Below are 26,927 nucleotides of genomic sequence, written 5' to 3'. Positions count from 1 at the left end.
ACCGACAAGGGCCGCATCGCGAAAAGTATAAGGGCCGCTCCCGGCCCCATCAAGAAAACGGCCCGGCCGCCACGTCCCGGGACGCGTCGCCACGCCCTCCCGCGCCAAATGCCGCCTGCAACTGCTCGACACTGCGCGTCAGCAGTTCCTTGAGTTCGGGCAGCCATTGCGGATCGCCCAGCACCCGGGCAACGGCAGCCGCATCGCCATACAACAGCTCGCGCTCCAGGGCACCGGCACGCACCGACAGCGCCTGGGCCCCCATGGTCCCGGAACTGCCCTTGATCGCGTGCAACACGGCTGCCACCGCCGGCCCGTCACGGTCCTGCAGATGAGCGGGGAGCAACGCCAACTGTTTTTCCAGCTCCGTGCCAAAGCTGTACAACACGGTGCAGATCAGCTCGAAGTTGCCGCCGAAGCGGCTCATGATCGACTGACGCGGTTCGATCACCGTCTCCGTCGAAGCCTCCGGCGCCTCGCTCATCGTCAGCGGCCGGGGCGCTTCGCGTCCGGTCTGGATGCGCAAGGCCAGCACCAGTTCTTCCAGATCGATAGGCTTGCTCACATGGTCGTTCATCCCCGCCGCCAGGCAGGCTTCGCGGTCGCTGTTGGACGCGTTGGCGGTCATCGCCAGGATCGGCAACAGGGCGAACTGCGGGTGCCGGCGGATGTGTCGCGTGGCCTCCATGCCATCGATATCCGGCATCTGGATATCCATCAGCACCGCATCGAACGGCGTCGAGGCCGAGAGGACCATGCTCACCCCCTCCAGCCCGCCTTCCGCCAGGCTGACCTGGGCCCCCTCGCCTCTCAGCAGCTCATCGGCGACCTGGCGATTGAGGGCGTTGTCCTCCACCACCAGCAGGCGCATGTCGGCCAGGCGCCGGGAGCGGGCTACCGGCAAGTCCTGCACAGGCGGTTCACTCACGCTGAAGGCACGCTGGACCGCATCGGCCAACTGCCGGGGCGTCACCGGCTTGGTGAGGAAGCCCACGAAGGGGGCATCGCCCTCATGGTGCACATCCGCCAGGACTTCACGCCCATAGGCGGTGATCATGATCACCATCGGCGGCGGCACGGCCTGCTCCTGCAGACTGATCAGCCGGGCGGCGCTGAGGCCGTCCATGTCCGGCATGCGCCAGTCCATCAGCACCACGTCGTAGGGTTCGCCGCGCAGTTGCGCCTTGCGCACGCCTTCGACCGCCAGTGTGCCGCCACTCACCGTGTCCGCCGTCCAGCCCAGGGAGCGCACGGTACGCAGCAACAGTTCACAGGCCATCGAGTTGTCGTCGGCCACCAGCAGGCGCATCGCCGAATCGACACCGGGGCACGACAACCGCAGCGGTTCCTCACGGGCCACCTCCAGGCTGATATCGAACCAGAACCGGCTGCCGACGCCCACTTCACTCTCGACCTGCAACTCGCCGCCCATCAGGCCTACCAGCCGCTTGCAGATCACCAGGCCCAGCCCGGTGCCGCCGAACCGGCGGGTGGTCGAGGCTTCGGCCTGGGTGAAACCGTCGAAGATGCGCTGCAGCTGCTCGGTGCTGATCCCGATGCCGGTATCGCACACTTCGATCCGCAACTTCACCATGTCCTCGAACCGTTTCAGTTGCCGGACACTGACCACCACCTGCCCCTGCTGGGTGAACTTCAGGGCATTGCCCGCCAGGTTGATCAACACTTGTTGCAGGCGCAGGCTGTCGCCCACCAGACTGCCGGGCAGGTCGGAATCGAGGTCGAACATGACCTCGACCTCCTTGCTGCCCTGGTTGCCCGCCAAGACCACCGCCAGGTCGCGCATCAGCGGTTCGAGTTCGAAGTGATGCGGATCCAGGCGCAGTTTGCCGGCCTCGATCTTCGAGTAGTCGAGGATATCGTTGAGCAGGCCCAGCAATGACTTGGCCGCCGTCTGGGCCTTGACCACGTAGTCGCGCTGACGGGCATTGAGGTCGGTGTGCTGCACCAGTTGCAGCATCCCCAGCACCGCGTTCATCGGTGTGCGGATCTCATGGCTCATATTCGCCAGGAAGAACGACTTGGCCGCACTGGCGCTGTCGGCCCGGTCCTTGGCCCGCAGCAGATGCGACTCCAGCTCGCGCTGGGTGGTGATATCCCGGTTGATACCGGTGACCCGCAACGCCCGCCCCTGTTCATCACGCTCGATCTGCGCACCGGCCTGGATAAAGCGTATGCGACCGTCAGGCCCCTGCAGCCGGAAGATCGGGTCATAGACCCGTTCCCCGGCCACCGCCGCCGCCAACTGCGCGGCCACCGCCTCGACGTCCGCGGGGTGGACCCGCTCGTACCAGTGGGCATAGTTCAGCCCGTTGTCACGCAAGCTCGTCGGCTGGCTGTAGAACTCGAACATGCGGTCGTTCCACTGCAGCGTGTTGTCCGCCAGCGTCCAGGTCCAGATACCCAGTTCGGCGACATCGGCGGCCATCAGCAACTGGTCGCGAATCACCCGGGTCGCCTGCAGGCTCAGTTCCAACTGGTGCTCGGCCGCCTTGCGCTGGGTGATATCGACGGCGATGCCCAGGTAGCCGGTCAGTTGCCCTTCGTCGTCGCGCAGGGAAGTCACCACCAGGGTCACCGGGACATGGGAGCCGTCCTTGCGCACATAGGTCCACTCGCGGGTTTCCGAGTGTTCGAATTCCGGCTTGTGGGCAAAGACCCTGAAACCTTCGATGACCTGCGCATACTCCACACTGAGCTCGGCCCCACGGTCGATGACTTCCTGGGCCACGTGAAGAATCGCCGGGGTGGCCTTGCCCAGCACTTCCTCGGCGCGATAGCCGAGCATGTGCTCGGCACCTTCGTTGAATACACTGATTACTCCATCCAGGTCGGTGGCGATGATCGACACCTCGGAGGCCGAACGCAGCACGCTGCTGAACAGCAGGTTGATCCGCCGCAACTCCGCGGTCCGCGTCGCCACCTGCTCTTCCAGGCTGGAGTTGAGTTCGAGAATCCGCGCCTCGGCGGCCTTCTGCGCGGTGATATCGCGCAGGATCTTCGAGACGCCGCTCACCCGGCCAGCGGCATCGCAGATAGGCGAAACATTCACCGAGACATTGACGCGACGATCGTCCTTGCAACGCCGCAGGGTATCGAAGTTGGTGATCGTCTCGCCCCGGGCGATACGCGCCAGGATCTCGACCTCTTCCGAAGCCAGTTCGGACGGTACGATCAGTTCCACCAGCGGCCGCCCCACCGCTTCCGCGGCGGTATACCCCAACAGCGTCTGCGCACCGCGGTTCCAGCTGGTCACCACACCCTGCAGGGTCGTACCGATGATCGCGTCGGCCGAGCTCTCGACGATCGAGGCCAGGCGCCCCTGTTCGGCGATCACCTGCAGGCGGCGCTGGGAACTGACCCCGGCAATGGCGGCCAGCGCCGCCACCAGCAGGGTTGCCAGCACGCCGAGGGCAAACACCATCGTCGGCGATAGCAGATGCAGGCGCTGCACGAACAGAGGCAGGGCCTCCAGTTCGATCTGCCAGCGCCGCCCATAGACCTCCCGCTCCACGGTGTGGGTAAGCAGCCCGGTCGGCTGCACGTCCGCCTCGTGAAGCGTCTGGTAGAACTGCACCGCCGGCCCTGGCCCGGTGATGTCCCTGAGCCGCAGGTTCACCGCCTCGCTTTCCGGGATCAGGCCGGCCAGGACGCTCTCGATCAGCAACGGCGCATAGCTCCAGCCGACAAGCGCTGCCGCCCTCTCGGCCTCGTTTTGCGGCACGACACCACTTTTATAGATCGGCAGCAGGATCAGGAAGGATTGTTGTGGCTTGCCCACTGCCTGTACCAGGGTGATCGGCGAGGTGAGGCGCACCTCCCCGGTCCGCGCGGCCATCCGCGCCGCCTCGGCCCGGTCAGGCTGCGAGGCGATATCCAGGCCGAACGCCGGTGCCTGCCCGGTGCCGGGTTCCAGGTACTGGATGACATACAGGTCGCCCTCGTGTGGCGCGAACTGGCGAATGCTGAAGTCCGGGGCACCGTCGGCACGGGCGCGTCGCAGGAATTCATCGAGGTCCTGCACCCGCACCAGGCGGATAAAACCGAATCCGCGGGCACCGGGAAACTCCCGCGGCACGTCGCGCATCAGGCTGTAGCGATGGAACGTCTCGCGGGTAATACCGTCCTCGCCGGCGGTGACAACCGCGCCGCGGGTGCCGCGCAGGCCGTACTGGTACAACTGCAGCCGGCTGGCCACCGACTGCACCGCGCTTTCGGCGGCGGCACCGAGGGCCTCGCGGGTGCGCTGCTCGTTGCTGTGCTGCAGGATCAGGCAGCCCACGATAGTCGCCACCAGCCCGAGGGCCAGGAGCAACACGACACGTCCATTCAGGGCATACAGGCTGGCTCGTTTCAACGCAGGCTCCCTTGATGACTACGGTGATCCCGAAGGCCGGGATATCGCTGATCGACAATCGCGGCCCATGCGCTCATGGCGTTTGCGGCCAGGCGGACAACACGTCGCAGATCCGGGCAAACGGAACCGGCCGGCAGTAGAGATAGCCCTGCATGATCCGGCAACCGTGTTCCAGCAGCAGGTCAGCCTGCTCCCGGGTCTCCACGCCTTCGGCGACGAGTTCCAGGCCCAGGGCCTGCCCCAGCTTGATGATCGCCTCGACGATGGCCAGGTCGCTCTTGTCGGTGAGCATGTCGCGCACAAAGCTCTGGTCGATCTTCAGGACATCGATGGGAAAGCGCTTGAGATAGGCCAGGCTCGAATAACCCGTGCCGAAATCGTCGATCGCCACGTGCACACCCAGGGCCTTGAGTGCCACCAGGGTTTCGCGGGCGTTGTCGATATCCCGGGCCAGCACCCCCTCGGTGATCTCCAGTTCCAGCCACTGCGGCGCCAGGCCGGAGTCGAGCAGGATGCCCTTGACCATGCCGAGGAACGACTCTTCGCGAAACTGCACAACGCTGATGTTCACACTGACGCAGATCGGGTGGCCCAGTTCGTGGAGTTTGCGGGTGTCCTTGCAGGCCTGGAGCAGCACGTACTTACCGATGGGAATGATCAGCCCGGTTTCCTCGGCCAGGGGAATGAAGTCCGCCGGCGGCACCAGGTTGCCATTGCCGTCGTGCCAGCGGATCAGCGCCTCCATGCCGACCACGCGGTGCTCGCGGGCATCGACCTTGGCCTGGTAGAAGACCTCGAACACCCCGTCTTCGATGGCCTCGCGCATATGCCGCTCAAGCAGGTGCCGGGCGCGCATGCCACTTTCGATGGCCGGGGAAAAGAACTGGTAGCAGTTACGCCCGGCCTGCTTGGCCTGGTACATCGCGGCATCGGCGTGACGGTACAGTGACTCCAGGTCGTCGCTGTCCTCCGGGAAGACCCCGATACCGATGCTCGCGCTCAGGTCATAGCGGTTGCCCTGCAACGAAAACGGGCTGGAGATGGTGGTCAGCACCTGTTCGGCGAAATCGCCCACGGCCTCGAAACCGTCCACCTCCGACAGCAGGATGATGAACTCGTCGCCGCCCTGCCGGCTCAGCGTATCCATGCCGCGCAGGATCATCGACAGGCGCGTGGCGACATACTTGAGCATCTGGTCGCCGACCGAGTGCCCCATGGAGTCGTTGATGGCCTTGAAGTTGTCCAGGTCCAGCAACAGCATCGCCAGCCGCCCATGATTGCGCCGGGCCATTTTCAGGGCCTGCTCGGCCCGGTCCTGCAGCAGCATGCGGTTGGGCAGGCCGGTCAGGGCGTCATGATTGGCCAGGCGCTTGGCTTCGTTGCGCAGGGTGATATGAGCATTGATATGGGCCCTGGCCACCGGCAGGTTCAGGGGTTTCTGGATAAAGTCGATCCCCCCGTAGCCCAGGGCCTGGAGCTCATAGTCGGCCTGGGCATGGGAGGTGACGAAAATCACCGCGGCGTCGGACAGCTTGGGGTCGGCCTTGAGTTCCTTGCAGACCTCGAAGCCGTTCATGCCGGGCATCTCGATATCGAGCAGGACCACATCCGGGCGACACTGACGGGCCACGCGCAAGGCTTCTTCGCCGCTGGTAGCAACATACACCTGCGCCAGGTCCCGCACCGACTCGCTGAGAATGAGCGCATCCGTCTTCTGGTCATCGACGATCAAGACGACCGGAGCGGGGCTGAAGGTGATCTCGCGCATTCCTTGCTCCCAGGCAATTCCCTTGTGATTCACGACCAAAGAGCACTGATAGGCCCCCTACCCTCAAGCCGACACAGGACATGCCGCGTACTCAAGGCACAGCAAGAAAGCTCAGGCGTGTATTGGTTATAGCGCAGACAAGGCATATAGCCACCCCTGCCGGAGGGATTCTTCACCGGTCTGCCAGCCGGACCGCAGGTGTCACGCAGACTGTCAGCGCGGCTCGCCCAGCAGCCCCAGCTCCTGCGCCCGCGCCACGGCCTGGGTACGGCGCTCCACCCCCAGCTTGCTGTTGATATGGCTGGCGTGGGTTTTCACGGTGTGCAGGGAAATAAACAGCTGGTCGCTGATTTCCTGGTTCGAGCAACCCTGGGCAATCAAGTGCAGGACGGCCAGTTCGCGGGTACTCAGGTGCTCACTGTGCGGCAGGCTTTCCACCGGCTCGCGCACGGTTTGCGCCGGCAGCAGTTCCAGCAGGCTCTGGCGCAGGGGCGTATCGGGCCCCAGCAACAGTTGCTCGCGCATCCAGTCCGGATGGGCCGTGGCCAAGGCCTGGAACGGCAGCAGGGCGCCACCGGTGGTCGCTTCCACGGCACGGGCAAACAGCGAACGGGCCCGAGCCTCCCTTGACCCGGCCAACTCCAGCATCACCAGCTGGTTCCAGGCCAGCATGCTCAGCAGTTGCCCGCCGCTGGCCTGGCCCTGCTCCACCAGTTTGAGCAAGCGTTGCCGGGCAGCCTCGGGCTTGCCCTGGAGCGCCTCGAGCTGTGCCTGTTGCAACTCGATATGTGCCGGCAGTTGCGGATGGAACTCGGGAGCGGCAGCCGCCTGCTCGCCGTTGTAGGTCTGCCCCAGGCGCCCGAGCCAGGCTTCAGCCAGGTCGACCCGCCCCTGTGCCAGCCACAGCTCGCATTTCACCAGGGTGATCATCGCCAGGTAATAGATCGGCGGGACATCCCAGATATGCATCAGCCGTTCGGCTTCGGCGAGCTCGGCAAAGGCCTTGGCGAACTCGCCGTTGCGGCCCTCCTGGTTGGCGATCACGCAGTGCCCCACCAGGACACTGATATCGCGGCAGGCCCGCGCTTCATGCAACCCGGCCAGCAGGCGCTGGCGCCCGGCTTCAGGTTGCAGGCGCAGGTTCAGCAGATAACCTTCGTACAAGGTCAGACGTGCCCGCGCCGCATACAGGCGTTGCGCGGGCAGGCCCTCCAGGCGCTGCAAGCCCTGGCGGACTTCATCCAGCGCCCGCAGCACTTCGCCGCGCGCCTGCAGCACCCGTGCCCGATCGTAATGGGCCAACGCCTCGAACAGCGGGTTGCCGACCCGCTGGGCCAGCTCCAGCGACTCACGGTTCAGCGCCCGTGCACGCCACAGGTCACCCTCGGCGATCGCCAGGTTGGACAATGTCGACAGGCATACCAGGCGCTGGCCGTAGCGCTTGTGGGGCAGGCTGAGCAAGGCTTCGCCGCAATAGGCCAGGGTCAGTTCGCGGTCGCCGCGCCCCCGGGCAATGATGCCGCTCAAGGCCAGCCACTGGGCCAGCATGGATTTCTGCGCCGTGGCCGAGGGCGCCGGAAGGAAGTTGCTCAGGTGACTGGCCAGTTCCTGCGCCGCATCCAGCTGGCAGGCCAGGCCCAACGCCCAGGCATACAGGACGATCAACCGTGGCGAGCTGATCAGCAGGCTGTCGGGCAGGTCCATCTTCCAGCGCAGCAGCATGCCGACATTCTGCTCGGCCAGCAGTTGTTCTTCGGACAGGTTCTGCACCAGGTTGGCCGCCACATCCAGGTGACCGGCGCGCAACGCCTGCTCCACCGCTTCATCCAGCAGGCCCTGAGCACTGAACCAGCGGCAGGCGCGCAAATGCAGGCTGGCGGTCGGGACCAGGGTATTGGTCGCGGGACGAGTGCGCAGCAGGTCGGAAAACAGGTGGTGATAGCGAAACCAGCGGCCGTGCTCGTCCAGCGGCACCAGGAACACCTGATGGGATTGCAGGTAGTCGAGGATCTGCGCACTGTCGTGGGATTCGCGGATGGCGTCGCACAGCTCGCTGCAAAACCGCTCCTGGGGGGCGGTGTCGTAGAGGAACGCCTGGACATGCGCCGGCAGGAAGTCGATCACCTCTTCCAGCAGGTAGTCGCGGATCAGCCCTTCACCGCCGTGCAGGACCTGGGGCAAGGTGTTGTCGTCAGTGGCCTGCGCCGCCGCCAGCAACCAGAAACGCAACCCGGCGACCCAGCCTTCGCTGCGCTCGATCAGGGTCTGCAGGGCTTCGCCACGCAACGAGCTGCTGTGGCGGTCGAACAGGGCCATGGATTCGCCGAGGGTCAACCGCAGGTCCTGCTCGTTCAACTCGAGCAGTTGCCGCGACAGGCGCAGGCGCGCCAGGTGCCACTCGGGGCGTTGCCGGCTGGTGACCAGCACCAGCAATCCGGCGGGCAGGTGATTGAGGAAAAACTGCAGGCAACGATCCAGAACCGGGCCCTGGGCCAGATGGTAATCATCCAGCACCAGCAACAACGGCGTGCTGGCCGACAGATGCACCGCCAGCTCGTCGAGCAGCCCATCCAGCCACTCTTCGAAGGCAAACGGCTGGTGCCGCTGGCGCATTTTCAACAGCCCCAGCGCCTGGCCGCCAAGGTGCGGGAAGTACTGCTGGAGGCCATCGAGCAGGCGTTCGAGAAAACGTCCGGGATCACTGTCCCGTGAACTGAGCCCCAGCCACAGGCTCTGCCAGTACCCGGGCAGGCTCTGGCAAAACTCCACCGCCAGCGAACTCTTGCCAAAACCGGCCGGGGCACTGACCAGCAGCAGACGACCTTCCAGCCCGGCACTCAAGCGCTCGCACAGGCGCGGCCGCAACACATAACCCTCGGGCAATGGCGGTCGGTAGAAACGTCCTTCGAGTGCAGGTATGGCAGGCCCCATGGGACCTTGCATACGGGACAGATCAGTCATGGCCGGCTCTTGTTGAACGCTGTTATCGGCGGGGCGCATCAGCGCAGACTAGCGGTAAACGTCGCCGCACTGAAGGCTTTTTATCGTAAATGTGTCGAAATGCCTTTATCCGGAAATATCTCGCCACAGTTTCCCGCCGGACAAAAAAACGCCCCGAACCGGTCGGGGCGTTTTCAGCAGAGGATGCGCCTCTGCCCTGCAACGGGTATCAGCGAACGCCGTCCTGGCGCAGGGCCGCCGGGGTGAAGTCGCTGGTGGTGGCGGTGAAGCCGAAGTCATACGCCTGCTTCTCTTCGTTCTTCATGCCCAGCGCCAGGTAGCGGCCGGACTGCAGGTCGTAGAGGGTTTCCAGGGCATACCACGGCACTTGCTTGTCGTAGTAGTTCTCGGCATGGGCCTCGGCCACGCGCCACAGTTGACCACGACCGTCGTAATGGTCGATCACCGCCGCCTGCCAGGTGTCTTCGTCGATGTAGAAGTCACGCTTGGCGTAGATGTGGCGCTGGCCTTCCTTCAGGGTCGCGACCACATGCCAGACACGGCGCAGCTCGTAGCGTGCCAGGTCCTGGTTGATGTGGCCGGCCTTGATGATGTCGGCGTACTTGAGTTTCGGATCGTCGAGCTTGTAGCTGTCGGAGGCGATGTACATCTCTTTCTTGCCTTCGAGCTTCCAGTCGTAGCGATCCGGCGCACCGTTGTACATATCCAGGTTGTCGGAAGTGCGCAGGCCGTCGGCGGCGGTACCCGGACCGTCATAGGAGACTTGCGGGGCACGACGCACACGACGCTGGCCGGCGTTGTAGACCCATGCCGAACGCGGCTCCTTGACCTGGTCGAGGGTTTCATGGACCAGCAGCACGCCACCGGCCAGACGCGCCGGCGCGGTCACTTTCTGCTTGAAGTAGAACAGGATATTGCCCGGGTTGGCCGGATCGTAGTCCTTCATCTTGTCGCGGAAGACGAACTGGTCCTGGAAGTACACCAGGCTGAACGAACCGTTGGCCTGCGGCGTGGCCTGGGTCACCAGGCGAGTCACGCTGCCGCCACGATAACGGGTGATGTGGTTCCAGATCACTTCCACACCGCTTTTCGGGATCGGGAACGGCACGGCGGTCTTGAAGTTTTCCAGGCCGTTGCCGCCGCTGACCAGATTGGTCTTGGTGGCGTTTTCCTTGATGGCGGCGAACACGTCATCCGGCACGGTGGCGCCACGATGGGACGGGTAGACCGGCATCTTGAAGGTGTCCGGGTAACGCTTGAACATCGCGTATTGGCCCGGCGCCAGCTGGTTCTTGTACTGCTCGACGTTCTGCGCGGTGATGGTGAACAGCGGTTTTTCACTGGCATACGGGTCGGACAGGAAACCCTTGCTGTCCACCGAGCCAATGTTCTTCGCCATCGGCGCCCAGGCCGGAATCGTACCTGCCGCGTTACCGGCCTTTTCCGCGCCCATCGGGGTCAGGGTGGTGCCCAGCTTCGCCGCTTCATCGGCGGACACCGCCGCCATCACGCCGGTCGCCAGCAACGACAATCCGAGTACGCCGACCTGCAACAGATTCTTGGTTATCTTCATGTTCTTGTTCTTCCTGAAATTCAGCGTACTTAGAAGTTCACACCGACGCTCAGCGCCACGAAGTCACGGTCATCCACCGTGCTGTAGTCGCCACCGAAGAAGTTGGTGTACGCCAGGCTCGCGGTGTAGGTGTTCTGGTATTCGGCATCGAGGCCCAGGCTGACGGCCTTGCGGCCTTCCTCGAAGTTGCCGCCAGGGCCTGGCGAATAACCCTTCACGTCGTGGGACCAGGCCACGTTCGGCTTGAGGTTCACCCCGGCGAAGACGTCCGGGTATTCCCAGATGGCCCGGGCGCGATAGCCCCAGGAGGTTGCCGTGGTGAAGCCGTCGTTGTTGCAGTTGGTATTCAGGCCGTTGCTGTTGGCCAGACCAGCACCTTGAGCGGTGGATGTGTTCAAGGCCGCACAAGCACCGTTGGGCAGCGTGCCAGGACCGAAGACGGGATCACGACCGTACCGCACGTCCGACTTGCTCTCCAGGCCGCCCACATGAGTCACACCGACTTCACCTACCAGTGTCAGGCGGTTAGCCCCCATGACCTGATCGAAGAAATGGGTAAACGTTGTCTGGAACTGGGTGATTTCCTTGCGGCGATACCCATTCAAGTCCTGACCGGGGACACCGGTGAGCAGCGAAGCATTGCCTAATACCGGGCCGCCAATAGGCCGCACGCCAGCATAAAGAATGTCGGTAGAGTTCAACTGCACCGGAGCATTGGGCCGATAGCTCAGCTCACCGCTCCACGCGGTGCCGGTGGGCAAGGTTGTGGAGAAACTCAAACCGTAAAGGCGAATATCTTCTGGGTATTCGATGAAATATTTCGAGTTACCGGCAACGATCAGTGGTCGCAAGGCCGCCAGCGGCCCCAAAGGCACGTTGTAAACCGACTGAGGTGCGCCCGTCGCACTGAAAATCGGTGCACGGCTATGGTAGTTCATGAAATAGGCACCGAACTCGGTATCCAACGGTTCGAAATTGTAGTGAAAGGCAACACCGAATTGACCGCTGTCCCGTGCGTCACGATCACCACCACGTCGAACCAGAACACCCTCGTTATTGACGTCTACACCAAAGGCATTAAGCGTCGGAAATGCCGCAGGGTTGATAGTGGAGCGTTTGTTCAGCACGCGCAGATTGTCTTTGCAGCCATCGGATACGATGTCCGGCTGCGAGAAGAACGTGCCGCAGTTATCCGTTACCGTCTGGTCCCATTCCAACTGATAGAACGCCTCGGCCGACAGATTGTCGGTCAGGGTCTGGGACACATAGAACATGTTGACCGGGATCAGGCCTTCCTTGATCTCGGCACCCGGACGGCGGAATGCCGACACGTCGATCGGGTTGATGGAGTTGATGCCGCCACCGATAAAGGTGCTTTCACCCCAGCTCACCACCTGCTTGCCGAAACGCACGGAACCCGGCTGATCGGCGATGGAGTAGTTGTGGTACACGAAGGCGTCGAGAATCTGCCCGCCGGACGACTTGGCGCCTTCCTTGCGGTTGTCGTTGCTGACGTTCTTGAAGTCCAGGTCTTCATCCTGCAGCTTGAAGTCGTACCAGTACTTGCCGCGCACGAACACGCCGGTATCGCCGTATTTCAGTTCCAGGTCATGGATGCCCTTGAAGATCTTCGAGAAAGTCTGCCCGGCCTTGAAGTTCAGGTGTCCGTCATCGGAGGTCTGCGACAGGCCCTTGCCGCCGTTGTTGGCACCGATCAGATCCTTGTTCGGATTCTGCGTCGACCAACTGGCGCCCAGGGACAGGGACGAGTCGAAACTCCCCTCGATTTCCCCGATATTGAAACTGACGCCGAATGCAGGGCCGGCGAGCGTAGAGGCGAGGCTGACGGCCAGGGGCAGCTTCGCCCGGCGCCAGAACTGGTTTACTGAGATCATCGACGCTACTCCATGTGCTTTATTGTTATGGCAGATATCCAGAAACGCCCGGGGCAAACAGCAACCATCACTCCCCACTCACCCAGGGCGGCATCGCTGTATCGCGCGCCTGCTCCGTTCCTGAAAATCCTTGAGCGGACTATAGCCAGCAGGTAGTACTGCTTGATCCCTCTAAAGTGTGATTTGCAGTCACCAACCACTCTGGAACAGCCCTTTCGCCAAGCTCGCCGATACCGGCTCGGCAAGAATGGCTGAAAAAACCGATTTGGCAAGGCAAGCGCTTGCTTGGTGGGGCTGCCACGCCCTTTCGGGCGTGGCAAGGAGGACTCAAAGAGTCGAGAGGAAGGTACTGTTGCTCGCCTGCCATTCGACGATGTCGAGGCGGATGCGCTTCTTGTCGAGCTTGCCGACGCTGGTCTTGGGAATTTCAGTAACAAGGGCGATCTGGCTCGGGATCGCCCACTTGCTCAGATGGCCCTGCTCAACGAACGGCTTGAGGTGCTCCTTGAGTTCCCGGGCGCCGATCTCATGGCCCTCGCGCAGCACCAGCAGGGCAAACGGGCGCTCGCCCCATTGCGGATCGGCGATCCCCACCACTGCTACTTCGCGTACCGCCGGATGGCGGCTGACCAGGTCCTCGAGGGCCAGGGACGAGACCCACTCGCCTCCGGTCTTGATCACATCCTTGATCCGGTCGCGGATGTCGATCACCCCCATGCTGTCGAGCGTCGCGACATCGCCGGTGTGCTGCCAACCCCCGGCCCAGAGCTCCGCGCCCTTCTGCGGCTCGTTGAAATACCCCTCGCTCAGCCAGGGCGCCCGTAGCACCAGTTCACCCTGGCTTTCCCCGTCGGCCGGCAGGAAGTTGCCCTCGGCATCCATGATCGCCGCTTCCACCAGGGGACCCGGCACGCCGGCCTTGATCCGGTAGGTGGTGCGTTCGTCCTCGGTGCCCGCCATCAACTCCTCATTGAGATGGGCGCAGGAGACCAGCGGGCCGGTTTCCGACATGCCGTAGGCCGCGGTCAGCTGGATGCCGCGAGCCTTGGCGGCTTCGTACAGCGTGCGGTTCAGCGCGCTGCCGCCGATCACCATCTTCCAGCCCTTGAAGTCAGTGCCCTGGGCCGCCTTGGCATTGAGCACCATCTGCAGGATGGTCGGCACGCAGTGGGAGAACGTGACCTTCTCCTTGCGCCACAGCTCCACCAGGAACTCCGGATCGTAGCGACCCGGGTAGACCTGCTTGAGCCCGAGCATGGTCGCCACATACGGCAGGCCCCAGGCATGCACGTGGAACATCGGCGTGATCGGCATGTACACATCATTGGTGCCCAGCAGGCGCACGCTGTCGACACTGCCCATGATCGTCGCCACGCCCATGGTATGCAGCACCAGTTGCCGATGGCTGAAATACACGCCTTTCGGATTGCCGGTGGTACCGGTGGTGTAGAACGTGGTGGCGACCGAGTTCTCGTCGAAATCCTGGAAGTCGTAGACCGGGCTCGCCGCCGCCAGCAACTGCTCGTACTCGCCGACCAGGTTCGGCAGGTCGGCCGTGGTGGCGTCGGTATCGGTCAGCAGCAGGGTTTTCTCCACCGTGGTCAGGTTCCCGGCAATCGCCTGGTAGAGCCCGACGAACTCGCTGTTGACCAGCACGAAGCGGTCGACCGCGTGGTTCATGGTGTAGAGGATCTGCTCCGGCGACAGGCGCACGTTGATGGTGTGGATCACCGCACCGATCATCGGAATGGCGAACATGCATTCCAGGTAGCGATGGCTGTCCCAGTCCATCACCGCCACCGTGTCACCGGCCTTGACCCCGGCCGCCGTCAGCACGTTGGCCAGCCGGGCGACACGCTCACTGAGGGTCGGATAGCTGTAGCGCACCTTGTCGCGGTAGATGATTTCGCGGGTCTTCTCGTAACGGCTGCCGGACATCAGCAACCGCTTGATCAAGAGCGGGTATTGATACGCACCTTCGGCGGGTGGAATTACGCGGGTCTGCAACATGGACGTCCCTTTGTCTGACTGCACGGTCGTGGCTAAAGATAGGCACTCTAGAGCCGTCGCGCACGCGCTAAATCACCCAAAGGAATGATTTGCAGACAGACGTGAATGCTAGCTTTAAGCCAGCACCCACACTGAAGCCGTCATATTTCAGGCGACCTGCCCGGCAGGCTGCTGGGCCGGGGTTCTTGGAAACACCAGCGCGGCGATGAAGGTCAAGGCGCCGAACCCTGCCAGGATCAGGTACAGCCCGGCAAAACCCTGGCGTGGCTCGACATAGGCGATGAGGGGAATCGCCGTGGCGCTGGCGCCGAACGACAGGCAGTAACGCAGGGCGAATACCCGTGATTGCCATTGCGGGGCCACGAAGTTGGCGACCATCGCGTCATTCACTGTCACCTGGCCGAACACCACGAACATCAACGCCGCCCCCAGGACCATTACCGACAGGCCATCAACCTGGGCCAGGCCGAACAGCAACGGGGCCTGGCACAGGGTCAGAAGCACGAACGGCCACTTCAGGCTGACACGGTCGATCACCCGGCCGATGCTCAACTGTGCGACAGCCCCGAAGGCATAGGCCAGGCTGACGATCAGCCCCAGGGTCTGCGGCGACGCGAACAACTCATGCAGGCGCTCCTGGAACAGTTTCGGGTAAGTCATGGTGGTGGCGTTGAACACCACACCGCCCGTGGCGGTCACCAGCGCCAGTACGGTAAACACCATGACCATGGAAATCTGCTGGCCATTGGCGCCCTTGAGCTTCACATGAGGGCGCACGGGAATCGGTTCCTCACGCACCTGCAAGGCAAACAGCACGCCCAGCAGGAGCGAGATGGCCCCTGGAATGATAAACGCCGCGCGCCAGCCGAAATGCGCCACCAGCAGTCCGGTGATCAAGGCGGAAAACGCCACCCCGAGGTTGCCCCACATGCCGTTGATACCGATTTCCCGGCCGCGGTTCTGGGCGTAACTGACCAGCATCGCGGTGCCCACCGGGTGATAGATCGCGGCAAACACACCGATCAGGGTCAGGCCCAGGGTCAGCATCGGGGCGGTGCTGCTCAACCCGGTAAGCACCGAGGCCGCGCCGATGCCGAAAAAGAACAGCAGCATCATGCTGCGACGACTCCAGCGATCACCCAGCCAGCCCGCCGGTAGCGAACAGGCGCCGAAGGCAATGAAGCCGCCCAGGGACAGGCCGATCATCCCGGCGAAATCCAGGCCGAAGGTCTGGCCCATGCCGAGCACAGCCGCGGGGAAGATCAGCATGAACATGTGATCGATCACATGGGCGGCGTTGATGTAGCGGATTACGTTTCTGGGTTGATTCATCACGGCACGCTTCAGGAAAGTTATCGGTGCCTTATGCTAAGTTGGCCATAAAGTGCATTTCTGCCATATAACTCATCAAACCAGACAGACTGGAAGAAGCGGACATGTTGATCAGTCACTTCCTGCACGGCCCCGTCAGCGCTCACCCCCGCGACTATGCCGACGGCGCCCACCAGGAATTGCACCGCCACGAGGAAGCGCAGTTGCTCTATGCGGTATGCGGGGTGATGCGCCTGGTCACGAACCAGGGCGCCTGGGTCATTCCCCCGACCCGGGCGGTGTGGATTCCACCGCTGGTGGAGCATGAGATCTTCATGAGTGGCGAGGTGCGCATGCGCTCGCTGTTTATCGCCGCCGAGCATTCGCCGGCCAACCTGCAAGGCTGCTGCGTGCTCGCCGTCACACCGCTGTTGCGCGAACTGATCGTGCGGGCGGTACAGGGCCCGAAGCAGGCGAAGAATCCGCTGATCCAGCAACTGATGCTGGAGGAACTGGCGTCACTGGAGAACCTGCCGCTGCACATCCCGATGCCGACCGACCGGCGCCTGCAACGGATCTGCCTGGCACTGCTGCAGACCCCGGATCATCCCAACACCCTGGAAGACTGGGCACTGCAGGTCGGCGCCAGCACCCGGACCCTGGCCCGGCTGTTCCAGCAACAGGTACAGATGAATTTCAATGCCTGGCGCCAGCAATTGCGCCTGATGGAAGCCTTGCCACGGCTGCTGGCCGGCGAAAGCGTACAGCACGTGGCGAAGGTGTTGGGCTATGGCAGTGCCCGGGCGTTCAGTGCGATGTTCCAGCGCCTGCTCGGCGAGAGCCCGCGGGAATATGTCGTCAATCTGAACCAGTTCAGCGGGATCAATGCATCTCGGTAAAGGCCAGCTTCACGCCGATGGCGATCAGTACCGCCCCCATGGTCCGGTCGAACCAGTGGCCCATGCGGGCGAAACCGGCACGCACCCGCTGCTGGCTGAACAGCATCGCCACCAGGCAGAACCACAGCGCGGTCGCCGCCGCCAGGTACACGCCGTAGCCGGCCTGGACCAGCAGCGGGGTATGCGGGTTGATCACCACGGTGAACAACGACAGGAAAAACAAGGTCGCCTTGGGATTCAGGCCATTGGTCACGAAGCCCGAGGTAAAGGCACCACGCGCCGTGCGCTCGCCCACCTGCAACGCCAGGTCACCCGTTGCGGGCTTGGCCGGCTTGGCGCGGATCGCCTTGAAGCCGATATACAACAGGTACGCCGCCGCCAGCCATTTCAGGGCATTGAACAGCACGATCGACTGCGACACGATCAGGCCGATGCCCAGCAGCGAATAGCCCACATGCAGGAAGATCGCGGTACCGACCCCCAACGCGGTCCAGGTGCCGGCGCGACGACCGTGGGTCACGCTTTCGCGTACCACCACGGCAAAGTCCGGGCCGGGACTGGCCACCGCCAGCAGGTGGATCAGCGCAACGGTCAAGAATTCAGTCAGGTACATGGACACGTCCGTGGGCTCCTCGGTAACTAAATATGTCATCTGGTAGGCTGGCTACCTTACGCCTTCATTCGACAGCACAAAAGGTACAGTTGATGAGCCACCCTCGCCGCGCGGTATTTCTCGATCACCCTTCCCTGGACCTCGGCGATCTCGACCTCGAACCGCTGCGCGCCTGTTTCGACGAACTGCGCCTGTGCGCCCGGACCACGCCAGAGAACGTGCGGGAGCACCTGGCCGGCGCCACTGTCGCCATCAGCAACAAGATCCCGTTGAACGCCGAAACCCTGGCCGCCTGCCCCGACCTGAAGCTGATCCTGATTTCCGCCACCGGCACCAACAACGTCGACCTGGCGGCCGCCCGGGCCCGGGGTATCACCGTGAGCAACTGCCAGGGTTATGGCACGCCTTCGGTGGCCCAGCACACGCTGATGTTGCTGCTGGCCCTGGCGACCCGCCTGAGCGACTACCAGAAAGCCGTCGGTGAAGGCCGCTGGCAGCAGGCCCAACAGTTCTGCCTGCTGGATTTCCCCATCGTCGAACTGGAGGGCAGGACCCTCGGCCTGCTCGGCCACGGCGAACTGGGCGGTGCCGTGGCGCGGCTGGCCGAGGCCTTCGGCATGCGCGTGCTGCTGGGGCAGATTCCCGGTCGTCCGGCGCGGGCAGATCGTGTTCCGCTGGCCGAACTGCTGCCACAGGTCGACGCCCTGACCCTGCATTGCCCCTTGAACGAACACACCCGCCACTTCATCGGTGCCGCCGAGCTGAGCCGGCTCAAGCCCGGGGCATTTGTCGTCAACACCGCGCGCGGCGGACTGATCGACGAACAGGCCCTGGCCGATGCGTTGCGCAACGGTCACCTCGGTGGCGCCGCGACCGATGTACTGAGCGTCGAGCCGCCGAGTGCCGGCAATCCCCTGCTGGCCGGCGATATCCCGCGCCTGATCGTCACCCCGCACAACGCCTGGGGCAGTCGCGAAGCCAGGCAACGCATCGTCGGCCAACTCGCGGAAAATGCCCGGGGCTTCTTCAGCGGTGCAGCGCTGCGGGTCGTCAGTTGATAAACTGCCGCACTTTTTTTCAGGGAGCAGACCATGGATCCGCGCAGTGAAGTACTGCTTCGTCAGGCTGAATATTTCCAGGGCAAGCTGCTGCTGGCAGGCTTGCCCGCCGACGATCTGCTCGGGCGCCTGCCCAATGCCCACGGCTGGTGCTGGCACGCCGGCGATCAGGCGGCACTCGAGGCACGCTTCGAAGGCCGCAGCCATTTTGGCGTGAACATCCCCGAGGTCCCGTTCGACAGCGCCGTGGTGTTCCTGCCCAAGTCCAAGGACCTGACCGACTACCTGCTCAATGCCGTCGCCTCGCGCCTGCCCGGCGGCGACGTGTTCCTCGTCGGTGAGAAACGCAGCGGGATCGAAGGCGCGGCCAAACAGCTCAACCCCTTCGGCAAGCCGCGCAAGCTCGACAGCGCCCGGCACTGCCAGCTATGGCAAGTCACCGTGGGCGAGGCGCCGGCGGCCAAGCCGCTGGAAAGCCTGGCCCGGCACTACCAACTGGATCTGACCGAAGGCCCGTTGAAGGTGGTCAGCCTGCCCGGTGTCTTCAGCCATGGCCGGCTGGATCGGGGCAGCGCCCTGCTCCTCGATCACCTGGACAAACTGCCCAGCGGCCAGTTGCTGGACTTCGGTTGCGGTGCCGGCGTGCTCGGGGCGGCCGTCAAGCGGCGCTACCCGCACAACAACGTGATCATGCTCGACGTCGACGCCTTCGCCACCGCCAGCAGTCGCCTGACCCTGGCGGCCAATGGTCTGGAAGCCGAGGTACTGACGGGGGACGGAATCGACGCCGCGCCCATGGGTTTGAGTGCGATCCTGAGCAATCCACCGTTCCATGTCGGGGTCCATACCGACTACCTGGCAACGGAAAACCTGCTGCGAAAAGCAGCCAAACATCTGAAAAACGGCGGCGAACTCCGGCTTGTTGCCAATAGCTTCCTGCGCTACCAGCCACTGATCGAGGAGCATCTGGGGGCCTGTGTGACCAAGGCCGAGGGACAGGGTTTTCGAATCTACAGTGCCAGGCGCGGCTGAAAAATAAACGCTTGCGCAATGGATTTTGCCTAGGCAGAATCCGCTCCGTCCTAGGGGAGTAGTCTCCCACGAGCGCCACGCTCGTCCGGCATGCGTCAACATACTTGGTCCTCAGACCATGGCGCATGCGACCCACGGTTCGCACAGACGAACCCGGGGTTTGACAAGACCTATGACACGAACACCTTACCCGGGGCGGGAAGGCTGTACGTGTCATAGCCGTGTCGACCCGCCCCTTAGGAAAACCTGATGCTGGATTCTCTCCTCGTTCCCACCGCAATCGTTGCCTTGGCCGAAATCGGCGACAAGACGCAACTGCTCGCGCTCATCCTCGCAGCCCGTTTTCGCAAGCCCTGGCCGATCATCGCCGGCATCGTCGCCGCCACCCTCGCCAACCACGCGGCGGCAGGTGCCGTAGGCGCCTGGTTCGGCAGTTTCTTCTCGGATGCGGTACTGCACTGGATCCTCGCCGCCAGCTTCACCGCCACCGCGCTGTGGACCCTGGTGCCGGACAAGATGGACGATGACGAAGCCAGTACCTCACGCAAGTTCGGCCCGTTCCTGACCACGCTGATCGCGTTCTTCCTCGCGGAAATCGGCGACAAGACCCAGATCGCCACGGTGATGCTGGCCGCGCAGTATCCGGAATTGTGGCTGGTGATCATCGGTACGACCCTGGGCATGCTGATCGCCAACGTACCGGTGGTGCTGGCGGGCAACTTCGCCGCGGAGAAACTGCCGCTGACCCTGATCCGCCGCCTGGCCGCCTCGGCGTTCTTCATCCTGGCGATCGTCGCGGTGTACAAGGCCATGCAAAGCAGCGGCTGGCTCTGAGCCTCCCCGTGCCGGGAGCCTGAAAACACCAGGCAACCCGTAGGGGCCTGGCTTGCCAGCGATAACGATGCGCGCCGCACCGACGCCATCGCCAGCAAGCCGGCTCCTACAAGGACCGGGTCCGGCTTTGATCGAACGGTATGGCGGGACCGCTCAGGACTTGCGGGCCTGCTGATACAGCGGCATCACCTTCGGAATGGCCGCTTCCAGCGAAGCGATCCGACTGGTGGACGCCGGGTGGGTGCTCATGAATTCCGGCGGCGAACCTTCCGCCGCCTTGCTCATCTTGTTCCACAGGCTGATGGCCGCGTTCGGGTTGTAACCGGCCCGCGCGGCCAGCTCCAGGCCGATCAGATCCGCTTCGTTCTCGTTGGCGCGACTGTTGGGCAAGGTCATGCCGTAGTTCGCCACGGTATCGGCCAGCGCCAGGCTGTCCTGGCTCAGGCCGAACAAGGCACCGGCACCCTGCTTCGCCATCTCGATCCCGTAGGCCTTGGACATCGCTTCCCGGCCGTGCTCACGCAGGGCATGGGCGATCTCATGGCCCATCACCGCGGCGATCTCATCGTCGCTCAGCTTGAGCTTATCGATCAGCCCGCTATAGAAGATGATCTTGCCGCCGGGGCCACAGTTGGCGTTGAGTTCGTCGCTCTTGATCAGATTGACCTCCCATTGCCATTGCGCGGAATCCGGACGGAATGTCGGGGCCTGGGCAATCAGCCGGTTGGCGATCGCCTGGACCCGCTTGGCATTGGCGCTGGTCTTGTCCAGCACGCCCTGGCCTTTCGCCTCCCCCAGCGTCTTCTGATACGACTGGGCGTACATCTGGTCGACTTCCTGGGTCGACAACATGCTGAACATATACTGCTTGCGCTCAACCCCGACGGCACCGCCGCTGGTGGTATTGACCGCCTGGCAGCCGGCGAGCAGCAGGCCCGCCGTCAGCGCACACAAAACCAATCGTCTAGCCATGAGCACTCTCCCTGAAAACTGCCGGCTATCCTAGGCGGTGATTTGTATCAACGCCAGATACAAACCATCTGTAGTCCCGGATTTCAGACGAACCTCAAACATCTGTAGGAAAAAATTCACGATCAACGCCATCCCACGGCCCGTCGAGCCCGGCGACATATCCATTTGCGACATGGGCACATCCAAAACAGCCATTTCCCGCAGGCTCCCTAATGCCCGCCGAACGCCCAGCCGATACAGCATGGCAGACGTCATTCCTTGCGTCCGGAGCCCTCATGAAATTCAAGTCGATTCAGTTTTCCGTCGCCGCACTGGCCGGGGCCATTGTCCTCAGCGTGGTCGCCGCCCTCGTGGTCTATGCCTTGTTATCCGGGGCCAAGACCCAGGACATGGTGCAGCAGCGCACCCAGGAACAGTTCGAGCAGGTGATCGAACAGCGTCTCAACGCCCTGGCCAGGACCCAGGTCAGCCAGATCCAGCGTGAACTCGAAGCGCCGCTGCTGATCGCCGGCGGCCTGGTGCGCGTCAACGCGTTGATCGGCACCAACGACGCCGATGGCAAACCGGTACTGAGCGTCAGCCGTGAGCAACTGATCAGCCTGATCAAGGAAAACGTCCAGCAGAACCCGAAAGTGCTCGGCGCCTATATCGGCTGGGAAAAGAACGCCCTGGATCACAACGATGCCGCCTATCTCGACAACACCAAGGCCGGGGCCGCGAAAGACGGTCGCTTCCTGCCCTGGTGGTTCCGCAACGACGACGGCAGCCTCGGCTTCTCGACCCTGGTGGATGTCGATGACCAGAAGGTCCTTTCCACCGGCATACGCGCCAGCGAGTACTACCTGTGCTCCAAGGAAACCCACAAGACCTGCGTGATCGATCCGGCTCCGTACAAGGTCGGCGACAAGATGGTGATGCTCGCCTCCTTTATCGAGCCGATCATGCTCAATGGCGCGTTCCAGGGCATCGTCGGTGCCGACCTGTCGGTGAACTTCATCCAGGACATGCTGGTGGCGGCCAACCAGAAACTCTACGGTGGTGCCGGCAACATGGCCCTGGTGGGCACCAACGGCCGCCTGGTCGCCTATACCAAGGACCCGAGCAAGTTCGGCGAGAAAGTCAGCGATATCCTCGATGCCGAAAAAGTCGCGACCATGGGCAAGCTCAATCGTGGCGAAGTCACTTATAACGTCGACAAGGCCAAGGGCCTGATCGAGCTGTACCTGCCCTTCGGCATCGGCCAGAGCGATGCCCGCTGGACCCTGATGATGCAACTGCCGCTGAACGCGGTGATGGCCGACCTGCAGAAACTCCAGGGCGACCTGAACGACCAGCGCAAGGCCGATGTGTTCGGCATGGCGGTGGTCGGTCTGGTCATCGCCGGGCTGGGCCTGCTGGTGATCTGGCTGGTGGGTCACGGAATCGCCCGGCCGCTGAAGCAGATGGTCGCCATGCTCGACGATATCGCCCAGGGCGAAGGTGACCTGACCCGTCGCCTGACCAGCGATCGTGCCGACGAACTCGGTTCCATCGCCAAGGGCTTCAACACCTTCCTGATCAAGCTGCAGGCGATGATCACCCAGGTGGTGACGTCGGTGCAGAGCGTCAGCGATTCCTCCGAGCATACCGCCGATATCGCGATCCGCACCAACCAGGGCGTGCACAAGCAGATGGCCGAGATCGACCAGGTCGCCACCGCCGTGCAGGAAATGACCGCCACCGCCCAGGACGTGGCCCGCAATGCGACCCAGGCGGCCCAGGCAGCCAGCCATGCGGACATGGCCGCCAGCGACGGCATGCGCATCGTGCGCGACACGTCCACCTCCATCGGCGCCCTCGCCGTGGAAATAGGCCGCGCGGTGGGTGTGGTCCAGACCCTGGCCAAGGACAGCGAGAACATCAACGCGATCCTGATCGCCATCCGCGGGATTGCCGAACAGACCAACCTGCTGGCGCTCAACGCGGCGATCGAGGCGGCCCGGGCCGGGGAACAGGGTCGCGGCTTTGCCGTGGTGGCCGACGAGGTCCGCAACCTCGCCCAGAAGACCCAGCAGGCGACCGAAGAAATCCAGTCGATGATCCAGCAGTTGCAGCAAGGCACCCGCGAAGTGGTCAAGGTCATGGAGGACAGCCAGAACAAGACCGATGAAAGCGTGCAACACGCGGCCAAGGCCGCCCAGGCCCTGGAAACCATTACCCAGGCGGTGTCGGTGATCAACGACATGAACACCCAGATCGCCAGCGCTGCCGAGGAACAGAGCGCGGTGGCCGACGATATCAACCGCAACGTGATCAATATCGGTCAGGTGGCCAATGAAGTGGCGGGCGGTGCCGATGAGTCCAGCGCGGCCAGTGCGCAACTGACCAAGCTGGCGGAACAGCAGCGACGCCTGATCAATCAGTTCAAGGTGTAGTTGCAGGGGCTGGATGCGTCACCCGCACTCAGCCTGGCGTCAGGCACTCCGGCGCATTGAGCTTCGGATCATTCACCAGGTTGGCCAGCAGCCGTTCGCGCAACGGCGCCTGGGGGCTGGCCAGCAAGGCCTGCAGATCGTGCAACGGCGTGTCCGGCGCCAGCCACGCTGCCTGCCCCTCGGCATCGAGAATCAGCGGTCGCCGCTGGCTCGCCGCCGGTTGTGTCACCACCGCAGTGCTCAGCCAGACCTGCTCCTGCACCGGGTAGGCTTCCCAGATCGCCGCAAAGAACAGGCTCGAACCTTCCGCCGGCGTCAGCCAGTAGGGGCGCTTGCGCTGTGTTCCACGCCACTCATAGAAGCCATTGGCCGGCAACAGGCAACGGCGCTCGCGAAACGCCTGGCGAAACATCGGTTGTTCGGCCACGGTTTCGGCCCGGGCATGGGCCGGCGTGCGCGACAGGTCGGTCAGCCACGGCGGTGTCAGGCCCCAGCGCGCGCGCGCCAGTTCACGCTGGCCGGTCGGCGCCCGCAGGATCAGCACCGAATCGTTGGGCGAAATGTTCCACTGCGCCTGCTGGTCGGCGGGGAAGCCGGGCAAGGCCGCGAAGGCGGGGTTCCAGCGAAACAGGGCAAAACGTCCACACATGGGGCAAAACGACTCTTCATGGAAAGACGCGGCTAGCAGAGCAGCACGTCGGGAAAACTCTCCGGTTCATCGCCGGGCAGCGGCAGCGCGGCATTGTACGCGGCGATCAGCTCGCGTGCGTATTGTGCCTGATCATTCTCCACCGCCAGGGCCAGCAAGCCGAATACCGGCAACTCCCCGGCTCCGCCCAGCAGGTCGCGCCCCACCAGATGCGCCTGTACCCCTTCGCTGGCGAGCATGCCTTGCAGCAGCTCGCCCTCCATCAGGTTTTCCGGCTCGTAGATTCGTTGCATCCGGGCGCCCTCATCACTCGTTCTCACTGTGAACGTCGAGCATCCATTCCTGACCGTCGGTCTGCAGGTTGAAAACGATCGGCCGGCAGCACACCGGGCAATCCTCGATGTAGGTCTGGTCCCCGCCGGACAAATCCAGCACGGCCTCGGCCTCTTCACCACAGTAGGGGCATGAGTAGTACTCAGTTTCCAGCATCGCGGCCTCCGAAGTGACTTGTGCGTATAATCGCCGGTCTATTTGCAGGGCTAATTTTTTGTCTGGGCTTTATTTTTCAGATCGGGCTTTGTTATTTATCACTCAAACCTCTACTTACCCTAGCCGTTTCTAACAAGAGAGCATGATGGGCGAATTCGATGCCATCCGACCTTACGACGACTCCGAGGTGCCAGCCGTGCTGGCCCGGTTGCTCGGCGACAAGGCGTTTCTAGATATTCTCACGCACTTCCGCTTCCCACGCCTGGCCGAGGCCTTCGGCTGGCTGCTCAGGCCCCTGATCGCCTATCGGCTGCGTCGTGAGTTCGCCGACGTGAAATGCGTGGCGACCCTGCAGGACAAGATCGAGGTCTACGTCGACAACACCATCGAACGGGCCACCGACGGGGTGACCTATACCGGGGTCGAGCAGTTCAAGTCCGGCAGCGCCTACCTGTTCCTGGCCAATCACCGCGACATCGTGATGGATCCGGCCTTCGTCAACTATGCCGTGTACCACGCCGGCCTGCCGACACCGCGTATCGCCATCGGTGACAACCTGCTGCAGAAGCCGTTCGTCAGCGACCTGATGCGTCTGAACAAGAGTTTTATCGTGCACCGCTCGATCACCGGGCGACGCGAAAAGATGGCGGCCTATCAACTGCTGTCGGCCTATATCAATCATTCGATCCGCAACGACTGCCAGTCGATCTGGATCGCCCAGGCCGAAGGTCGCGCCAAGGATGGTGACGACCGCACCGAGTCGGCGATCCTGAAAATGTTCCATATGAGTCGCAAGGACGAGCCCTTCGCCGAAGTCATCCGCTCGCTGAACCTGACACCGGTCTCGATCAGCTACGAATACGACCCTTGCGACCAGGCCAAGGCCCGCGAGCTGTATATCCGCGCCACTACCGGCACCTACAGCAAGGCACCGGGCGAGGATGACGTGAGCATTGCCAAGGGCATCACCGGCTACAAGGGCCGGGTGCATGTGAACTTCGCCGCACCGCTGACCGGGGCGTTCGAGGACACCAAGGTGCTGGCCCAGGAAATGGACCGGCAGATCCTCGGTGGCTATCGGTTGTTCCCGGTGCATTACCTGGCGTATGCCCAATGGAACGATGCCGACCCGCAATTGCAGGTACCCGCGGCCGCTGCGCTGTTTCCCGCCGAGGAGTTGGCCAAGGCCCAGGCGGAGTGGCAAAGCCGCCTGGATGCCTGCCCGGCGGAACATCGCCCGTACCTGGTGCAACAGTACGCGACGCCGGTGCGCAATCAGTACCGGGTAAAGGCCGGACTGGCACTCTGACCGGCAGCCAGGCCGTCAGAGTCGGGTGCTGAGCCAGGACAGCAGCAGCGCCACGCCCAGGCAGGCAAAGCCGAACCGATAGAAAAACCGGTTCGCCCGCAGCACCCGGGCATCGAGCAGCAGCATCGGCTGCTCGATCGACCGCCCCTCGCTCTGCATCTCCAGGTTTTCCAGGGCCCGCTGCTCACGGCGGCGGGTAATCTGCAACAACCACGCCCCCGGACAGGCCAGCAACAAGGCAAACAGATTGAGCCACTTGCCCGGATGACCTGCAAAACCGCTCAAGATCAAATGCAGCGACATCATGAACCCTCGGATAGCCAGCGCCTTTCGGACCACGAAGCAAGCGGCGGATGGCCGTTCGCGACACGCCCGGGTATCGAATCACCCACACATGACAATTTATTGTGTCCGGTACCGTACAATTTACGGGTTAATCGCCACTGTCACCTGAACGTCACCTTAACAAGCCAGTCTGTCGCACCTCGATACCGCCACGGAGCTTGTCATGCTGCACGCAGAGAACCAGGATCGCCTTTACCTGATCGCCCCCAGCGATGAACAGGAAGCCCTGGTGGACGCCATGTCGTTCAACGTCCAGGACCGTCACTGGCTGGTCTATTGCGCCCTCGGCGGCCACCAGCACGCCGACCTGCCCGAAACCGACCTGACGACCGGCGTGAGCCTGCTGGACTTCTACGTCGAAGCCGCGTGACTTCAGGCGGGCATAAAAAAACCCGGCCATGCAGGCCGGGTTTTTCGTTT

The 26,927-nt window shown here is 63.2% G+C and carries 21 protein-coding genes, 1 pseudogene and 1 riboswitch; of the genes and pseudogenes, 8 read left to right on the top strand and 14 right to left on the bottom strand.

The genetic code is table 11. The features are described 5' to 3' along the window. Window positions 1–49: 49 nt before the first annotated feature. The 7 genes from HX881_RS09750 to HX881_RS09720 all read right to left on the bottom strand — a co-directional run bounded on the left by HX881_RS09750 (window position 50) and on the right by HX881_RS09720 (window position 15,914). Window positions 50–4,375: a hybrid sensor histidine kinase/response regulator gene (locus HX881_RS09750; RefSeq protein WP_177084143.1), complete on the bottom strand. Its 4,326-nt coding sequence runs from the start codon at window positions 4,373–4,375 to the stop codon at window positions 50–52. Between the two features lie 73 nt (window positions 4,376–4,448). Next, complete coding sequence (locus HX881_RS09745; RefSeq protein WP_177084140.1) at window positions 4,449–6,143, bottom strand: two-component system response regulator; 1,695 nt, start codon at window positions 6,141–6,143, stop codon at window positions 4,449–4,451. Between the two features lie 213 nt (window positions 6,144–6,356). Continuing rightward, window positions 6,357–9,104: a winged helix-turn-helix domain-containing protein gene (locus HX881_RS09740; RefSeq protein ID WP_177084138.1), complete on the bottom strand. Its 2,748-nt coding sequence runs from the start codon at window positions 9,102–9,104 to the stop codon at window positions 6,357–6,359. 208 nt (window positions 9,105–9,312) lie between these two features. Further along, window positions 9,313–10,677, bottom strand: coding sequence for a DUF1329 domain-containing protein (locus HX881_RS09735; protein WP_177084136.1), 1,365 nt, complete (start codon window positions 10,675–10,677; stop codon window positions 9,313–9,315). Between the two features lie 29 nt (window positions 10,678–10,706). Continuing rightward, complete coding sequence (locus tag HX881_RS09730) at window positions 10,707–12,572, bottom strand: DUF1302 domain-containing protein (RefSeq protein ID WP_017123575.1); 1,866 nt, start codon at window positions 12,570–12,572, stop codon at window positions 10,707–10,709. 327 nt (window positions 12,573–12,899) lie between these two features. Next, entirely contained in the window at window positions 12,900–14,582 is a 1,683-nt protein-coding gene (locus HX881_RS09725; RefSeq protein ID WP_017123574.1) for a fatty acid--CoA ligase, read from the bottom strand. Between the two features lie 147 nt (window positions 14,583–14,729). Continuing rightward, on the bottom strand, window positions 14,730–15,914 hold the full coding sequence (locus HX881_RS09720) for an MFS transporter (protein WP_177084134.1): 1,185 nt from the start codon (window positions 15,912–15,914) through the stop codon (window positions 14,730–14,732). Between the two features lie 104 nt (window positions 15,915–16,018). Here HX881_RS09720 and HX881_RS09715 point away from each other — a divergent pair, with 104 nt between their 5' ends. Next, the gene (locus HX881_RS09715; protein ID WP_017123571.1) at window positions 16,019–16,792 is read left to right on the top strand and encodes an AraC family transcriptional regulator; all 774 of its coding nucleotides are present in this window, start codon (window positions 16,019–16,021) and stop codon (window positions 16,790–16,792) included. Here the strand turns inward: HX881_RS09715 and HX881_RS09710 are convergent. After that, window positions 16,776–17,405: a LysE family translocator gene (locus tag HX881_RS09710; RefSeq protein WP_177084132.1), complete on the bottom strand. Its 630-nt coding sequence runs from the start codon at window positions 17,403–17,405 to the stop codon at window positions 16,776–16,778. The genes HX881_RS09715 and HX881_RS09710 overlap by 17 nt on opposite strands. Before the next feature lie 92 nt (window positions 17,406–17,497). Between HX881_RS09710 and HX881_RS09705 the strand changes: the two genes are divergently transcribed. The 3 genes from HX881_RS09705 to HX881_RS09695 all read left to right on the top strand — a co-directional run bounded on the left by HX881_RS09705 (window position 17,498) and on the right by HX881_RS09695 (window position 20,329). Continuing rightward, the gene (locus tag HX881_RS09705; protein ID WP_177084130.1) at window positions 17,498–18,463 is read left to right on the top strand and encodes a 2-hydroxyacid dehydrogenase; all 966 of its coding nucleotides are present in this window, start codon (window positions 17,498–17,500) and stop codon (window positions 18,461–18,463) included. Between the two features lie 33 nt (window positions 18,464–18,496). Then, the gene (locus HX881_RS09700) at window positions 18,497–19,495 is read left to right on the top strand and encodes a methyltransferase (protein WP_017123568.1); all 999 of its coding nucleotides are present in this window, start codon (window positions 18,497–18,499) and stop codon (window positions 19,493–19,495) included. 40 nt (window positions 19,496–19,535) lie between these two features. After that, window positions 19,536–19,657, top strand: a riboswitch (yybP-ykoY riboswitch). An 87-nt stretch (window positions 19,658–19,744) separates the two neighbouring features. Continuing rightward, window positions 19,745–20,329 carry a TMEM165/GDT1 family protein gene (locus HX881_RS09695; RefSeq protein WP_177084128.1) on the top strand — a complete coding sequence of 195 codons (585 nt, stop codon included), beginning with the start codon at window positions 19,745–19,747 and terminating at the stop codon, window positions 20,327–20,329. A 153-nt stretch (window positions 20,330–20,482) separates the two neighbouring features. Here the strand turns inward: HX881_RS09695 and HX881_RS09690 are convergent, their stop codons facing one another. Together HX881_RS09690 and HX881_RS09685 are read right to left on the bottom strand one after the other, a co-directional pair. Then, window positions 20,483–21,301: a M48 family metallopeptidase gene (locus HX881_RS09690; protein ID WP_042934278.1), complete on the bottom strand. Its 819-nt coding sequence runs from the start codon at window positions 21,299–21,301 to the stop codon at window positions 20,483–20,485. A 30-nt stretch (window positions 21,302–21,331) separates the two neighbouring features. Further along, on the bottom strand, window positions 21,332–21,556 hold the full coding sequence (locus HX881_RS09685) for a hypothetical protein (RefSeq protein WP_146049124.1): 225 nt from the start codon (window positions 21,554–21,556) through the stop codon (window positions 21,332–21,334). On the opposite strand from HX881_RS09685, the pseudogene HX881_RS33175 reads away from it, so the two are divergent. Next, window positions 21,514–22,857 (top strand): annotated as a pseudogene (locus HX881_RS33175) (methyl-accepting chemotaxis protein); the annotation flags it as partial. The gene HX881_RS09685 and the pseudogene HX881_RS33175 overlap by 43 nt on opposite strands. Before the next feature lie 15 nt (window positions 22,858–22,872). Continuing rightward, on the top strand, window positions 22,873–23,715 hold the full coding sequence (locus HX881_RS33170) for a methyl-accepting chemotaxis protein (protein WP_425503503.1): 843 nt from the start codon (window positions 22,873–22,875) through the stop codon (window positions 23,713–23,715). Window positions 23,716–23,743: 28 nt separating this feature from the next. Here HX881_RS33170 and HX881_RS09675 read toward each other — a convergent pair whose 3' ends face one another. The 3 genes from HX881_RS09675 to HX881_RS09665 are packed head-to-tail and all read right to left on the bottom strand — an operon-like array spanning window position 23,744 to window position 24,853. Next, a complete protein-coding gene (locus tag HX881_RS09675) occupies window positions 23,744–24,364 on the bottom strand; it encodes an SOS response-associated peptidase (RefSeq protein WP_017123564.1) in 621 nt (206 codons plus the stop codon). A 32-nt stretch (window positions 24,365–24,396) separates the two neighbouring features. Beyond that, window positions 24,397–24,657 (bottom strand): putative signal transducing protein, encoded by a 261-nt coding sequence (locus HX881_RS09670; RefSeq protein WP_017123563.1) that lies wholly within the window; start codon window positions 24,655–24,657, stop codon window positions 24,397–24,399. A gap of 13 nt (window positions 24,658–24,670) precedes the next feature. Next, entirely contained in the window at window positions 24,671–24,853 is a 183-nt protein-coding gene (locus HX881_RS09665; protein ID WP_017123562.1) for a CPXCG motif-containing cysteine-rich protein, read from the bottom strand. Window positions 24,854–24,995: 142 nt separating this feature from the next. Here HX881_RS09665 and HX881_RS09660 point away from each other — a divergent pair, with 142 nt between their 5' ends. Then, window positions 24,996–26,162 (top strand): 1-acyl-sn-glycerol-3-phosphate acyltransferase, encoded by a 1,167-nt coding sequence (locus HX881_RS09660; protein ID WP_042934271.1) that lies wholly within the window; start codon window positions 24,996–24,998, stop codon window positions 26,160–26,162. A gap of 15 nt (window positions 26,163–26,177) precedes the next feature. Here the strand turns inward: HX881_RS09660 and HX881_RS09655 are convergent, their stop codons facing one another. Further along, a complete protein-coding gene (locus tag HX881_RS09655) occupies window positions 26,178–26,465 on the bottom strand; it encodes a hypothetical protein (RefSeq protein WP_177084568.1) in 288 nt (95 codons plus the stop codon). 205 nt (window positions 26,466–26,670) lie between these two features. On the opposite strand from HX881_RS09655, the gene HX881_RS09650 reads away from it, so the two are divergent. Continuing rightward, the gene (locus HX881_RS09650) at window positions 26,671–26,877 is read left to right on the top strand and encodes a hypothetical protein (RefSeq protein ID WP_017123559.1); all 207 of its coding nucleotides are present in this window, start codon (window positions 26,671–26,673) and stop codon (window positions 26,875–26,877) included. Window positions 26,878–26,927 lie beyond the last annotated feature (50 nt).

The organism is Pseudomonas gingeri (assembly GCF_013386115.1).
Lineage (GTDB): Bacteria > Pseudomonadota > Gammaproteobacteria > Pseudomonadales > Pseudomonadaceae > Aquipseudomonas > Aquipseudomonas gingeri.
This window is presented reverse-complemented; position numbering and strand designations above follow the sequence as displayed.

What these genes read in the sequence shown, in the direction of transcription:
- HX881_RS09745 (WP_177084140.1), bottom strand. Translation starts at nt 6,143, where the DNA reads ATGCGCGAGATCACCTTCAGCCCCGCTCCGGTCGTCTTGATCGTCGAT.
- HX881_RS09740 (WP_177084138.1), bottom strand. Translation starts at nt 9,104, where the DNA reads ATGACTGATCTGTCCCGTATGCAAGGTCCCATGGGGCCTGCCATACCT.
- HX881_RS09735 (WP_177084136.1), bottom strand. Translation starts at nt 10,677, where the DNA reads ATGAAGATAACCAAGAATCTGTTGCAGGTCGGCGTACTCGGATTGTCG.
- HX881_RS09730 (WP_017123575.1), bottom strand. Translation starts at nt 12,572, where the DNA reads ATGATCTCAGTAAACCAGTTCTGGCGCCGGGCGAAGCTGCCCCTGGCC.
- HX881_RS09725 (WP_017123574.1), bottom strand. Translation starts at nt 14,582, where the DNA reads ATGTTGCAGACCCGCGTAATTCCACCCGCCGAAGGTGCGTATCAATAC.
- HX881_RS09720 (WP_177084134.1), bottom strand. Translation starts at nt 15,914, where the DNA reads ATGAATCAACCCAGAAACGTAATCCGCTACATCAACGCCGCCCATGTG.
- HX881_RS09715 (WP_017123571.1), top strand. Translation starts at nt 16,019, where the DNA reads ATGTTGATCAGTCACTTCCTGCACGGCCCCGTCAGCGCTCACCCCCGC.
- HX881_RS09710 (WP_177084132.1), bottom strand. Translation starts at nt 17,405, where the DNA reads ATGTACCTGACTGAATTCTTGACCGTTGCGCTGATCCACCTGCTGGCG.
- HX881_RS09705 (WP_177084130.1), top strand. Translation starts at nt 17,498, where the DNA reads ATGAGCCACCCTCGCCGCGCGGTATTTCTCGATCACCCTTCCCTGGAC.
- HX881_RS09700 (WP_017123568.1), top strand. Translation starts at nt 18,497, where the DNA reads ATGGATCCGCGCAGTGAAGTACTGCTTCGTCAGGCTGAATATTTCCAG.
- HX881_RS09695 (WP_177084128.1), top strand. Translation starts at nt 19,745, where the DNA reads ATGCTGGATTCTCTCCTCGTTCCCACCGCAATCGTTGCCTTGGCCGAA.
- HX881_RS09690 (WP_042934278.1), bottom strand. Translation starts at nt 21,301, where the DNA reads ATGGCTAGACGATTGGTTTTGTGTGCGCTGACGGCGGGCCTGCTGCTC.
- HX881_RS09685 (WP_146049124.1), bottom strand. Translation starts at nt 21,556, where the DNA reads ATGACGTCTGCCATGCTGTATCGGCTGGGCGTTCGGCGGGCATTAGGG.
- HX881_RS33170 (WP_425503503.1), top strand. Translation starts at nt 22,873, where the DNA reads ATGATCACCCAGGTGGTGACGTCGGTGCAGAGCGTCAGCGATTCCTCC.
- HX881_RS09675 (WP_017123564.1), bottom strand. Translation starts at nt 24,364, where the DNA reads ATGTGTGGACGTTTTGCCCTGTTTCGCTGGAACCCCGCCTTCGCGGCC.
- HX881_RS09670 (WP_017123563.1), bottom strand. Translation starts at nt 24,657, where the DNA reads ATGCAACGAATCTACGAGCCGGAAAACCTGATGGAGGGCGAGCTGCTG.
- HX881_RS09665 (WP_017123562.1), bottom strand. Translation starts at nt 24,853, where the DNA reads ATGCTGGAAACTGAGTACTACTCATGCCCCTACTGTGGTGAAGAGGCC.
- HX881_RS09660 (WP_042934271.1), top strand. Translation starts at nt 24,996, where the DNA reads ATGATGGGCGAATTCGATGCCATCCGACCTTACGACGACTCCGAGGTG.
- HX881_RS09655 (WP_177084568.1), bottom strand. Translation starts at nt 26,465, where the DNA reads ATGTCGCTGCATTTGATCTTGAGCGGTTTTGCAGGTCATCCGGGCAAG.
- HX881_RS09650 (WP_017123559.1), top strand. Translation starts at nt 26,671, where the DNA reads ATGCTGCACGCAGAGAACCAGGATCGCCTTTACCTGATCGCCCCCAGC.